Raw genomic sequence first — 12,407 nt, 5'->3', positions numbered from 1 at the left:
TCTATGCTTGCGAATCGTCGCGCTCTAACGAGCCGTTATATTACGTTCTGTCTCGGTTGCCTTGTTGTTATCGGGATATTACACGCGCTGTTTTTAAAACTCGTTGAATGGGTTCCGTCCTTTTCACCGCTTTTATTCCCTACGCTCACCATTTTTCTTCTGGTGTTTCACCTGTTTATTGCCTGTTTTATGGCGATGAAATACTGGTGTGACAAAAGACGATTGTATCTGGTCGCAATCGCCTTTGCCTTTGCCGGGTCCGCACTGCTGATGGTCGGAACGCTGACCAGCTTCCCCGCCTGGCTGGATCTCTATCAGTTCAACGTCGTGAACTACAACGATGCGATGATCTACTATATGTTCCGCCACTTTTTAATGGCGGTGCTGTTTATCGTGGCAGCAATACTCTATCCCATGCGCGATTACCCTCTTTCACGGCTGGCGCATATCTCAATTGTGAGCGGGGCGTCTCTTTTTACCGCCTGTGCAGTGGGACTGGCCTGGATATATTCCAGCCACTCACCCTTGTTATCCATTGACCTGGTTGATAATGAAACCCGGCAGTTTATGGTCCTCTGGAGCCATTGCATTAATATATCTTTAATTGTTTTCTGGGTGATAACATTAGTAGCGCTGATGTTTGTCACGCGCGTGCGCAATTTATTCTGGGTAGGCGGAAATTTTCTGTGCGTTTGCTATATCGTCACGCTTTCAATGCTGTTAGCGGGTGGACATGCCGAAGATATCTCCTGGTACCGCGCCCGGTTATTTGAAACTGTCGCCACGCTGCTGATTATTTTTGTTCTGCTTTACGATGTCTTCAGACTGTATCGCGACTCGCACGTAAAATATCAGCAGTCCTATCAGAACTCAATCCGCGATCCGCTCACGCGCCTTTATAACCGCAGCTATTTTTATGAATCGTTAAACCAGGCGCTGGATATCGCCAGACCCAATCGCCCCGTTTCCGTCATCGTCAGCGATCTCGATCGCTTCAAGCGTATTAACGACACCTACGGACATCTCCAGGGCGATAAAGTCCTGCAGTTTGTCGCCAACCTGCTAATGGATTCCGTGCGCCCGCAGGACATCGCGGCCCGTATCGGCGGTGAGGAGTTTGTGCTGATGCTGGCCAACACGTCGTCAGACTCCGCGTACCAGGTGGCTGAGCGCATACGCCTGAAGCTAAGCAGCTTTGATAAAACCAGCAGCGGCGGTCAGTTGCCGGAGCCCATCACCATCAGTATGGGGGTGTTTACGGCAACGTCATCAACGATAACCGCAGAAACGTGCGTGGAAAGTGCCGACAAGGCGATGTATGAAGCGAAGGAGACGGGTCGTAACCGTGTGGTCGTCTTTAAGTAAAAAAAAGGCCTTGCTGCTGCAAGGCCTTATTTTTTGTCAGTCTCGCGACTGCAGTTCATGGATGTTTTGCTCAAGGCGCCCAATGAGGCTGATGAGCATTTCCAGCTCCGCCGGTGAAACGCCTGACAGGATTTCACCGCGCGTCCTGGTAATCACGGCTTCCATTTCCGTGATGATAGGCGCCGCTTTTTCGGTGAGTTTAATCCGTTTCGCACGACGATCGCTCGCGCAGGTTTGCCGCGAGATCAACCCCTTCTCTTCCAGCTGGTCAAGCGTGCGCACCAGCGACGGTTGCTCAATGCCTATCGCTTTTGCCAGTTGAATTTGCGACTGATCGGGCGGCAGCTGATGAATGTTGTGCAGCGTGACCCAATGCGTCTGTGTGAGTTCCAGAGGTTTCAGGCGATGGTCAATCAGAGCACGCCAGACGCGTACCAACCTTGCCAGATCAGAACCTAATGGCGATTCCAATTTCATCTCCTTATAATTAGCTTGCTAAGTTATTATACTGATTTTAGAATAGTGTGCAGCATTTGTATTGCCAAAACAAATGCAATACTGCATTCATCGAACTTAAAAGTATGACTTACACTGAATTGTGATGCTTCATCATACTATGACAAGCCAACGCGGCATTCTGTTCACTGCAAAGGATTTCTGCCCGTGACGTTTTTTCATCGCTCAGAGGGGTTACCCCTTCAGGACCTGATCTTCGGTGCGTCAGTCTACTTTCCTCCCCTGTTTAAGGCCGTGCTGGTGGGCTTTATTCTCTGGCTCATCGCGCATCGTCTGCTTCGCGACTGGATGTACTCCGGCGAAATCTGGCATCCCATGCTGATGGATCTTTCCCTGTTTGCCCTCTCCGTATGTCTGGGCCTTGCTGTCTTGATGGTGTGGTGACTATGCCTCTGAAAACGCTGAAGTACTTTTCCACCCTGTTTGTCCTTGCCCTCGCGCTGGTTGCAGGCTGGTGGATGTGGAATTTTTATATGCAGTCGCCCTGGACGCGTGACGGCAAAGTTCGCGCTGAACAGGTCAGCATCACCCCTCAGGTGTCGGGAAGTATCACGACGCTACTGGTTAAGGATAACCAGTTCGTCAAAAAGGGAGATGTTTTATTCCGAATTGACGACACCCCGTACCACATTGCGATTCTGAACGCCGAGGCGCAGCTGGCGAAAGCCCAGTCTGACCTGGCAAAGGCCAACAACGAGGCCAACCGCCGCCGTCACCTGTCGCAAAACTACATCTCAGCGGAAGATTTAGACACCGCAAATATCAACGTTAAGGCCATGCAGGCGAGCGTCAACGTGGCGGAGGCGACGCTGAAGCAGGCGCAGTGGCAACTGACCCAAACCGTGATTACGGCACCGGTCGATGGATGGGTGACCAACCTCTCCGCCCGCGTGGGTAACTACGCCACTACAGGCCAGCCGGTTTTTGCCCTCGTCGACAGCCACTCCTTCTACGTCGTGGGCTATTTTGAAGAGACCAAGCTTCGCCATATTCGCGAGGGATCCCCCGCCGCGATTACGCTTTACAGCGGCTCGAAAAAGTTACAGGGTCACGTATCCAGCATTGGCCGCGCCATTTACGATCAAAGCGTTGAAACGGATTCCGGCCTGGTGCCGGACATTAAGCCGAACGTACCCTGGGTGCGCCTGGCCCAGCGCGTTCCGGTTCGCGTAGAATTTGACCGTTTACCGGAGGACATTACCCTGGTCTCCGGCACCACCTGCACTGTATCCATCGGAAACCGGTGATGAAGCTGCCGGCACTCTCCTGGCACAACACCCCGTGGATGAAAGCGACGCGTCCCCAGTGGCGCTACGCGCTGCGTAACGGCATTGCCATGTGCCTGGCGCTGACCGTCGCCTACTACCTGAACCTGGATGAACCCTACTGGGCGATGACGTCTGCCGCAGTGGTGAGTTTTCCCACGGTCGGCGGGGTAATCAGTAAAAGCCTTGGCCGTATCGCAGGCAGCCTGCTCGGCGCCACCGCGGCGTTAATTATCGCCGGCCATACGCTGAACGATCCGTGGATGTTCCTGCTGAGCATGGCGGCGTGGCTGGGGTGCTGTACCTGGGCCTGCGCCCATTTTACCAATAACGTCGCCTACGCTTTCCAGCTGGCGGGCTATACCGCCGCCATTATCGCCTTCCCGGTCGTTAACGTACTAGACACCACCGAGCTGTGGGATATCGCGCAGGCGCGCGTCTGCGAAGTCATTGTCGGGATCCTCAGCGGCGGCTTCATGATGATGATCCTCCCCAGCACCTCCGACGGCACCGCGCTTATCACCGCCCTCAAGACTATGCACACACGGCTGCTTGAGCACGCGAGCCTGCTGTGGCAACCGGATACCAGCGATGAGATCCGCCTCGCGCATGAAAAGGTGATCGGACAGATCCTGACGATGAATCTGTTGCGAATTCAGGCGTTCTGGAGCCACTACCGCTTTCGTCGTCAGAACACCCTGCTAAATTATTTACTGCACCAGCAGCTGCGTATGACCAGCGCCATTTCCAGCCTGCGCCGGATGCTGCTCAACTGGCCGACGCCGCCGGAAAACACCCGTGCCGTCATCGAAACGCTGCTCGCGGCCCTTGCGCGCCCGGATGCGGACATCTACACCGTTGCAAAGATCATCGCCCCGCTCGCCCCGGTTGATGAGTACGACTATCGTCATCGCGCCTTCTGGCAGCGTCTGAATTACTTTTGCCGACTGTACCTGCGCAGCAGCCGCTGGATTAACGCGGTTGAGAATGCCACGCCGGTCACGGAGTTCAACGTTCCCGGGAGCCCGGCTCTCGCCCGCCATACCGACTACCTTGAGGCGCTGTGGAGCGGTTTTCGCACCTTCTGCGCGCTGATGCTGGTGGGGTCGTGGAGCATCACCACGCAGTGGGAGTCCGGTACGGCGGCCCTGACGCTTGCCGCCATCAGCTGCGTGCTTTACTCCGTCGCGGCCTCGCCGTTCAACTCGCTGACGCTGCTGCTGCGCACCCTGGTGCTGCTGTCATTGTTCAGTTTTGTGGTGAAGTTTGGCCTGATGGTGCAGATAAGCGATCTGTGGCAGTTCCTGCTGTTTTTGTTTCCCCTGTTAACCACCATGCAGCTTCTTAAGCTGCAAATGCCAAAACAGGCGGGCCTCTGGGGACAGCTGATTGTCTTTATGGGCTCGTTTATCTCCGTGACCAATCCGCCGGTGTACGATTACGCCGATTTTCTCAATGACAACCTGGCTAAAATCCTTGGCGTGGGGCTGGCGTGGCTGGCTTTCGCGGTGTTGCGTCCCGGCTCCGATGCCCGCAAGAGCCGCAGGCATATCCGGGAGTTACGCCGGGGGTTTGTCGACCAGCTCAGCCGTAAACCGCATCTGGGTGAAAACGAGTATGAATCGCTGGTGTATCACCACGTCAGCCAGCTCAATAACAGCCAGGACGCGCTGTCACGACGCTGGCTGCTGCGCTGGGGCGTGGTGCTATTGAACTGCTCGCACGTGGTCTGGCAGCTTCGCGCGTGGGAAACGCGTTCCGATCCGCTGTCGCAGGTTCGTGATGTGTGTATTTCCCTGCTGCGCGATGTAATGAGCGAGCGCGGTGTCCAGCAGCGGCCGCTGGCAGCCACGCTGAATGAACTGCAGCGGATCTGCGATACGCTTGCACGACATCATCTGCCCGCCGCCCGTGATTTGGCCTCGATAATCTGGCGGCTGCACTGCTCGCTGTCGCAGCTGGAGCAGGCCCCACCGCCGGGTACGATTGGGGATCAGATCACGCCGCAGGCATAGCGCGCCCCGCCGCCGCCCAGCGGTTTAGGCTGATCGGACATATTGTCGCCGCCGACATGGATCATCAGCGCTTTGCCTTTGACTTCATCCAGCTTTTTCAGACGCGGCGCGACAACGGGATCGGTGGCTTTACCGTCGTTATTAACCACCAGCACGGGCAGATCGCCTAAATGCCCCATTCCATCCGGGCCTTCATGCTTGCCGGTATGCTGCGGATCGAGGTGACCCCCTGCCGCTTCTGCTGCCGACGCTTTGCCCTCTTTTAATGCGGGCTGACAGCTGCCTTTGGCGTGAACATGGAAACCATGCTCACCGGGAGGGAGTGCTTTGAGGTTGGGAGCGAACACCAGCCCTTTGTCGGTTTCCGTGATTTTCACCGTACCGATGGACTGACCCACACCCTGAGAGGTGACGAGATTCATTTCCACTTCGTCGCTGGCTGCCTGCGCCCCTGCGCAAACAACCAGCGCGACCATTGCCAGAGCAAAACGCTTCATATGACCTCCGCGGGTTATTTTTTGCCCCTTAAGTGTATACCAGGGGCAAAGATTTCACCGGAAAGTCACCTTCTGGCGGTTTATGGCACGTCGTAGCCCAGCGCGGCTTTGCGGATGCGGAACCACTGCTGGCGGGTCATCTGCAGCTCTTCAGCGGCCAGTGCAGAACGCACGCGTTCTATTTTGCCGGAACCAATAATGGGCAGCGGTTTTGACGGCAGACGCAGGATCCAGGCATAAACCACCTGTTCGATGCTCTCCGCGTTCAGCTCGCGGGCGATAGTGTCCAGTTCGTTGCGCAGCGGCTGGAATTCATCATCATTAAACAGGCGTCCGCCTCCCAGGCACGACCAGGCCATCGGGCGAATACGCAGTTGTTGCAGCTGGTCGAGGGTACCGTCCAGCAGCAGCGGCTGGTGTACCGGGGAGATCTCAACCTGGTTAGTGGCCAGGGTAAACGGCAGACGAGACTGAAGCAGCGCAAACTGTGCCGGGGTAAAGTTAGAAACGCCGAAGTGACGCACTTTCCCACTCTGGTGCAGGTTCAGGAAGGCTTCCGCCACCTCATCGGCATCCATCAGCGGGTCCGGACGGTGGATTAACAGCAGATCGATACGATCGGTCGCCAGATTGACCAGCGACTGCTCGGCGCTCTTGATGATATGCGCGCTGTCAGTGATGTAATGACCGAGGGCGTGTTCTGGTTTTGCCGTGGTGGCAATTCCACACTTCGTGACGATCTCCATGCGATCGCGCAGTGCCGGGACCAGCTTGAGCGCCTCGCCGAACGCGGCCTCGCACTGGTAACCGCCGTAAATATCCGCATGGTCGACCGTGGTGACGCCCAGATCGATATGCTCTTCAATAAAGCTCGCCAGCTGGAGGGGGGACATATTCCAGTCCATCAGGCGCCAGTAGCCCATCACAAAACGGGAGAATTCTGGCCCCTGGGGGGCAAGGGTAATTCGCTGAACCATAACATTTTCCTCAAGGACGTGATGTCATGAGTATACGCAATTACCGTGTTAAAAAAGTGAAGGTTGCTGGGGTTCTTCGGTCTCACCGGCTTTGTTTGCGCGTATTTTGCGCAGAAGACGCTGACGGCAGAGGCGTAATACCTCCTGCTTCTGCGTGTCGCTAAAGTTATGCCAGTTAAAACGCTCATCGCGGGTACGCATGCACCCGCGGCAATATCCGCGTTCATCCACCTGACAAATCCCCCGGCACGGGCTCTGGATGGGGAAAAACTCCAGCTGCTCTGCCACACTCACCTCCGGATAACCACTCTCACCTACAGTGAAGACGCTAAACGCACCACGTGCAAGGCCTGTACCACAGATTTGTGGCATTAAGGTTTCACTAATCTTCCCTCTTTATACTCGGCCCATCATGATAATGACAGGTTCATCGATCGATGTGGTTAATCAAAAAGTTACAATGTAACGACATTAAATTTACTCTGGGCTGTGCACTCTTCTTTACGCTAATCAACGGACTGTTTATCCAGCGCAGCTGGGCCATTATTGCCCCTGCGCACCTGCACGACATCCTCTTTGCCGCGTCCGTACCGCTGGTGCTGTTTTGCGGCTGGGTGATTGTATTTAGCCTGCTTAATATCCCCTATATCCGTAAGCCGCTGCTGATCGTCTTAACGATCGGTTGCGCCGCGGCAACCTACTTTATGTACACCTACGGCGCGGTGATCGATCAGAACATGATTGTGAACGTGTTCGAAACCAACTCTCAGGAAGCGACGGCCCTGGTGACCCCGCAGATGATTCTGTGGATTGTCATCGCTGGCCTCGTGCCTTCCGTGGTGCTGGCGTTGACCCGTATTCGTACCGGAAAATGGTGGTACGCGCTGCTGACGCGTGTGGCCGCGATGCTCGGCGCTCTGCTGGTGATTATCCTGATTGCCGCGCTGTTTTATAAAGACTACGCGTCGCTGTTCCGCAATAACAAAAGCATCGTCAAAATGGTCACCCCGGCGAACTATGTCAGCGCCGTGGTGAAGTACAGCAAAATGCGCTGGTTTGCTGGCGATCAAACTCTGGTGCGTATTGGTGAAGATGCCCACAAAGGGCCACTGATTACCGGTCAACAAAAGAAAACCGTTCTGGTACTGGTCGTTGGGGAAGCCTCTCGCGCTGCGAACTACTCCCTTAATGGTTATGATCGTGAAACGAACCCGGAGCTGAAAAAGCAGGATGTGATTAACTTCCCGCAGGCTTCCTCATGCGGCACCGAAACCGCGGTTTCCGTGCCGTGCATGTTCTCCGGCATGACGCGCAGCAAATACGATGCCGACCTGGCTCACCATCGCGAGGGGCTGCTCGACGTGCTCAAGCATGCGGGTGTCAACCTGCTGTGGCGCGACAACGACGGCGGCTGTAAAGGCGCCTGCGATCGCGTGCCCCATACCGACATGACACAGTGGAATCTGGATCAGTTCTGCAAAGACAAATCCTGTATTGATGATGTGAATTTCTACCGTCTGGACAACGTGCTGGATGGTCTGAAGCAGGACACGGTACTGGTTATCCACCTGATGGGAAGCCATGGTCCGGCGTACTATCGCCGTTACCCGGACAACTTCCGTAAATTCACCCCAACCTGCGACACCAATGAGATTCAGGATTGCGATCATCAGGCGCTGATGAATACCTATGACAACACTATCCTCTACACCGACAGCATGGTCAGCAAAACCATTGATGCGCTGAAAGCCCGTCAGGCGAGCATGAACACCGCGCTGATTTATCTCTCCGATCACGGTGAATCACTGGGTGAAAGCGGTATTTATCTGCACGGTACACCGTACATGCTGGCGCCGGAGCAGCAAACGCATATTCCATTTATGTTCTGGCTGTCACCGGATTACGCGAAAAACTTTGGCATCAACGAACAGTGTTTGCGTGACCATGCAGCAAAAAATGCGGTTTCTCAGGACAATTTGTTCTCGACCGTGCTGGGTATGATGGACGTGAAATCAACGGTTTATCAACAGCAGCTGGATATACTGAGCGCATGTCGTCAGTAAACTCGCTTGCATTAGACCGAACGGTCTATTAGAGTGCGGCCATGAGCAGAAATACTGAACACGATACCCGCGAACATCTACTGGCGACCGGCGAGCAACTTTGCATGCATCGCGGGTTTACCGGTATGGGGTTGAGCGAGTTATTAAAAACCGCTGAGGTACCGAAAGGGTCGTTTTATCACTACTTTCGGTCCAAAGAGGCCTTCGGCGTAGCGATGCTGGAGCGTCATTATGCTGGCTACCACCAGCGTCTGGCGACCCACTTTGCATCGGGTGAAGGTAACTACCGGGATCGTGTTCTGAACTACTATCAGGAAACGTTGAACCAGTTCTGTCAGCAGGGCATTATCAGCGGTTGCCTGACCGTTAAACTGTCTGCAGAAGTGTGCGATCTTTCTGAAGATATGCGCACAGCGATGGATAAAGGTGCCCGCGGCGTGATCGCCCTGCTGGCCCAGGCGCTGGAAAAAGGCCGCGACGAAAAAACGCTGGCCTTTTCCGGCAACCCCTTGATGCAGTCTCAGGTGCTCTATTCCCTCTGGTTAGGGGCCAACCTGCAGGCAAAAATTTCGCGCAGTGCCGTGCCGCTGGAAAGCGCGCTGGCACATGTGAAAAACAGTATTACTGCGCCTGGCGTATAACGGGCGCTTTTTATTTACCTTATTACTAGTCGACTGGTCTACTCAGGAGTCCTTATGTCAGCTGAAAAACTGTTTACCCCATTGAAAGTGGGTGCCGTCACGGCGCCAAACCGCGTGTTCATGGCTCCGCTGACCCGTCTGCGCAGCATTGAGCCGGGTGACATCCCAACCCCACTGATGGGTGAATACTATCGTCAGCGCGCAAGCTCTGGCCTGATCATCACCGAAGCCACGCAGATTTCTGCTCAGGCTAAGGGTTATGCGGGTGCGCCGGGTCTTCACAGCCCGGAACAGATCGCCGCATGGCAGAAAATCACCGCGGGCGTCCACGCTGAAGAGGGTCGCATTGCGGTCCAGCTGTGGCATACCGGTCGTATCTCTCACAGCAGCATTCAGCCTGGCGGCCAGGCACCGGTCTCCGCTTCGGCCCTTAGCGCCAATACCCGTACGTCCCTGCGCGATGAAAACGGCAATGCGATCCGCGTGGATACCTCTATGCCGCGTGCGCTGGAGCTGGACGAAATCCCGGGGATTGTTAACGACTTCCGCCAGGCCGTGGCCAACGCCCGTGAAGCCGGGTTTGACCTGATTGAGCTGCACTCCGCGCATGGCTATCTGCTGCACCAGTTCCTGTCGCCGTCGTCTAACCATCGCACCGACCAGTACGGCGGCAGCGTCGAAAACCGCGCCCGTCTGGTGCTGGAAGTGGTGGATGCGGTATGCAAGGAGTGGAGCCCGGACCGTATCGGGATCCGCGTTTCCCCAATCGGGTCTTTCCAGAACGTCGACAACGGCCCGAACGAGGAAGCGGATGCTCTGTACCTGATCGAAGAACTGGCTAAACGTGGCATCGCTTATCTGCACATGTCCGAACCTGACTGGGCCGGCGGTAAACCTTACACGGATGCTTTCCGTCAGAAAGTGCGCGAGCGCTTCCACGGCGTGATCATCGGTGCAGGCGCCTATACCCCGGAGAAAGCCGAAGACCTGATCGGCAAAGGGCTGATTGATGCTGTCGCGTTTGGCCGCGACTACATCGCCAACCCGGACCTGGTTGCTCGTCTGCAGAAAAAAGCAGCGCTCAACCCGCAGCGTCCGGAAAGCTTCTACGGCGGCGGCGCGGAAGGCTACACCGACTACCCTTCTTTGTAATCTCGCTATTGTTCATTGATAGCGGCGATGCTTCGCCGCTATACTAAAACATCGTTTCTGTTCAAAAAGACAGTCTATTTCATTGGTTAATGAGGAAATTATGCGCCTACTTCACACCATGCTGCGCGTTGGCGACCTGCAACGTTCTATCGATTTCTACACTAACGTCCTGGGCATGAAGCTGCTGCGCACCAGCGAAAACCCTGAATACAAATACTCGCTGGCGTTCGTGGGTTACGGCCCGGAAACGGATGAAGCGGTGATCGAGCTGACCTACAACTGGGGCGTTGACAGCTATGAGCTGGGCACGGCCTACGGCCACATCGCGCTGGAAGTGGACAACGCGGCCGAAGCGTGCGAGCGCATCCGCAGCAACGGCGGTAACGTCACGCGCGAAGCGGGTCCGGTAAAAGGTGGCACCACCGTGATTGCGTTTGTCGAAGATCCGGACGGTTACAAAATCGAGCTGATTGAAGCCAAAGACGCCGGTCGCGGTCTGGGCAACTGATCCCTCAGGGCGCAACGTGCGCCCGTAGTTTTACTGCATCCCCCCGCAAAATTTGCCATAATGCGCTCTGCTTTTTCCCCATGTAAGAGACCCTGATGTCCGATAACGCTCAATTTAGCGGTCTGTGCGACCGTTTTCGTGGTTTTTATCCCGTTGTCATTGATGTAGAAACAGCCGGATTTAACGCTAAAACCGATGCGCTGCTCGAAATTGCCGCCATCACGCTGAAGATGGATGAACAGGGCTGGCTTACACCGGACACCACGCTGCATTTCCACGTTGAACCTTTCGAAGGGGCAAACTTACAGCCGGAAGCGCTGGCGTTTAATGGTATCGATCCGCATAACCCGCTGCGTGGTGCAGTAAGTGAATATGACGCGCTGCACGCCATTTTTAAAATGGTGCGTAAAGGCATGAAAGAGAGTAACTGCAGCCGCGCCATTATGGTGGCCCATAACGCCACCTTCGATCACAGCTTTACCATGGCCGCCGCCGAGCGCGCGTCGCTTAAACGCAACCCCTTCCATCCTTTTGTCACCTTCGACACCGCCGCGCTGAGCGGCCTGGCGCTGGGACAAACGGTGCTATCAAAGGCCTGTATTACGGCGGGCATTCCGTTCGACGGCACGCAGGCGCACTCCGCGCTGTATGACACGGAGCGTACCGCAGAGCTGTTCTGTGAGATCGTCAACCGCTGGAAGCGTATGGGCGGCTGGCCGCTGCCGAAGGGTGATGAGGACGAGCACCAATCGTAGGTCGGGTAAGCGCAGCGCCACCCGACAAAAAAAAAGCGACCATATAGCGGGTCGCTTTTTTTATTTGCGCAGAGAAAATTACTCTGCGTCCGGCTCTTCCGTTTTGTACTTCGCTGCCGTCTCTTTGATCAGCTGCTGCAGTTCGCCGCGCTGATACATTTCAATCAGGATATCGCAGCCGCCAACCAGTTCACCGTCTACCCACAGCTGTGGGAACGTCGGCCAGTTCGCGTACTTCGGCAGTTCAGCGCGGATGTCAGGGTTCTGCAGGATATCAACGTAAGCAAAACGCTCACCACAGGCAGACAGCGCCTGAACCGCTTGCGCGGAGAAGCCGCAGCTTGGCAGCTTTGGAGAACCTTTCATATACAGCAGAATCGGGTTTTCAGCGATCTGGCGCTGGATTTTTTCAATAGTGGTGCTCATGTCTTGCTTCCTTTAACTTCTGTTACGGCATTCGTCTGACATTGTAGCGGTTCAGACTGGCATCGGAAAATAACATTTTTGTCACGTTTATACATTCTACTCCGAGTCAGGAAAAGTTGCATTGCAAATGGTGTTTACCCCTGCGGCGGTCAGGGTTTTGCTTAGGGAATGGGCAAATGAGCGACAGAACGATGAATTTTTTTGCACTTGCTTACGAAACACGATTG

The 12,407-nt window shown here is 55.2% G+C and carries 14 protein-coding genes; 9 read left to right on the top strand and 5 right to left on the bottom strand.

What is annotated here, in order from left to right; genetic code table 11:
- Positions 1–3: 3 nt before the first annotated feature.
- Positions 4–1,365: a sensor domain-containing diguanylate cyclase gene (locus AC0TNG_RS16425; RefSeq protein ID WP_157189018.1), complete on the top strand. Its 1,362-nt coding sequence runs from the start codon at positions 4–6 to the stop codon at positions 1,363–1,365.
- A 36-nt stretch (positions 1,366–1,401) separates the two neighbouring features.
- Here AC0TNG_RS16425 and slyA read toward each other — a convergent pair whose 3' ends face one another.
- Entirely contained in the window at positions 1,402–1,842 is a 441-nt protein-coding gene (slyA, locus tag AC0TNG_RS16420) for a transcriptional regulator SlyA (protein WP_032651029.1), read from the bottom strand.
- A 186-nt stretch (positions 1,843–2,028) separates the two neighbouring features.
- On the opposite strand from slyA, the gene AC0TNG_RS16415 reads away from it, so the two are divergent.
- From AC0TNG_RS16415 to AC0TNG_RS16405, 3 genes are read left to right on the top strand one after another with little or no spacing between them, the layout of a single operon-like run.
- Complete coding sequence (locus AC0TNG_RS16415) at positions 2,029–2,265, top strand: DUF1656 domain-containing protein (RefSeq protein ID WP_024909360.1); 237 nt, start codon at positions 2,029–2,031, stop codon at positions 2,263–2,265.
- 2 nt (positions 2,266–2,267) lie between these two features.
- Positions 2,268–3,128, top strand: coding sequence for an HlyD family secretion protein (locus tag AC0TNG_RS16410; RefSeq protein WP_024909361.1), 861 nt, complete (start codon positions 2,268–2,270; stop codon positions 3,126–3,128).
- Entirely contained in the window at positions 3,128–5,161 is a 2,034-nt protein-coding gene (locus AC0TNG_RS16405) for an FUSC family protein (protein ID WP_473712764.1), read from the top strand. The genes AC0TNG_RS16410 and AC0TNG_RS16405 overlap by 1 nt, the downstream gene beginning before the upstream one ends.
- Here the strand turns inward: AC0TNG_RS16405 and sodC are convergent.
- From sodC to AC0TNG_RS16390, 3 genes are all read right to left on the bottom strand, one after another.
- Complete coding sequence (sodC, locus tag AC0TNG_RS16400; RefSeq protein WP_473712762.1) at positions 5,140–5,658, bottom strand: superoxide dismutase [Cu-Zn] SodC; 519 nt, start codon at positions 5,656–5,658, stop codon at positions 5,140–5,142. The genes AC0TNG_RS16405 and sodC overlap by 22 nt on opposite strands.
- 80 nt (positions 5,659–5,738) lie before the next feature.
- Positions 5,739–6,635: an aldo/keto reductase gene (locus tag AC0TNG_RS16395; protein ID WP_021241132.1), complete on the bottom strand. Its 897-nt coding sequence runs from the start codon at positions 6,633–6,635 to the stop codon at positions 5,739–5,741.
- Positions 6,636–6,683: 48 nt separating this feature from the next.
- Positions 6,684–6,923, bottom strand: a complete 240-nt coding sequence (locus tag AC0TNG_RS16390; RefSeq protein ID WP_473702410.1) for a DUF1289 domain-containing protein — start codon at positions 6,921–6,923, stop codon at positions 6,684–6,686.
- Positions 6,924–7,072: 149 nt separating this feature from the next.
- Between AC0TNG_RS16390 and eptA the strand changes: the two genes are divergently transcribed.
- The 5 genes from eptA (at position 7,073) to rnt (ending at position 11,754) form a co-directional block, all read left to right on the top strand.
- Positions 7,073–8,698 (top strand): phosphoethanolamine transferase EptA, encoded by a 1,626-nt coding sequence (gene eptA, locus AC0TNG_RS16385; RefSeq protein ID WP_473702409.1) that lies wholly within the window; start codon positions 7,073–7,075, stop codon positions 8,696–8,698.
- 41 nt (positions 8,699–8,739) lie between these two features.
- On the top strand, positions 8,740–9,339 hold the full coding sequence (locus AC0TNG_RS16380; RefSeq protein WP_473702408.1) for a TetR/AcrR family transcriptional regulator: 600 nt from the start codon (positions 8,740–8,742) through the stop codon (positions 9,337–9,339).
- A gap of 54 nt (positions 9,340–9,393) precedes the next feature.
- Positions 9,394–10,491 (top strand): alkene reductase, encoded by a 1,098-nt coding sequence (gene nemA / locus AC0TNG_RS16375; RefSeq protein ID WP_024909367.1) that lies wholly within the window; start codon positions 9,394–9,396, stop codon positions 10,489–10,491.
- Between the two features lie 100 nt (positions 10,492–10,591).
- Positions 10,592–10,999 carry a lactoylglutathione lyase gene (gloA, locus tag AC0TNG_RS16370; RefSeq protein WP_013096923.1) on the top strand — a complete coding sequence of 136 codons (408 nt, stop codon included), beginning with the start codon at positions 10,592–10,594 and terminating at the stop codon, positions 10,997–10,999.
- A 95-nt stretch (positions 11,000–11,094) separates the two neighbouring features.
- Complete coding sequence (rnt, locus tag AC0TNG_RS16365; RefSeq protein ID WP_032651023.1) at positions 11,095–11,754, top strand: ribonuclease T; 660 nt, start codon at positions 11,095–11,097, stop codon at positions 11,752–11,754.
- A 78-nt stretch (positions 11,755–11,832) separates the two neighbouring features.
- Here the strand turns inward: rnt and grxD are convergent, their stop codons facing one another.
- Positions 11,833–12,180 carry a monothiol glutaredoxin 4 gene (gene grxD, locus AC0TNG_RS16360; protein WP_003832760.1) on the bottom strand — a complete coding sequence of 116 codons (348 nt, stop codon included), beginning with the start codon at positions 12,178–12,180 and terminating at the stop codon, positions 11,833–11,835.
- Positions 12,181–12,407: the final 227 nt, after the last annotated feature.

It is taken from the genome of Enterobacter sp. PL_is514 (assembly GCF_055816715.1).
The sequence above is the reverse complement of the archived record's forward strand: the minus strand, read 5'-3'. Positions and strand labels throughout refer to the sequence as shown.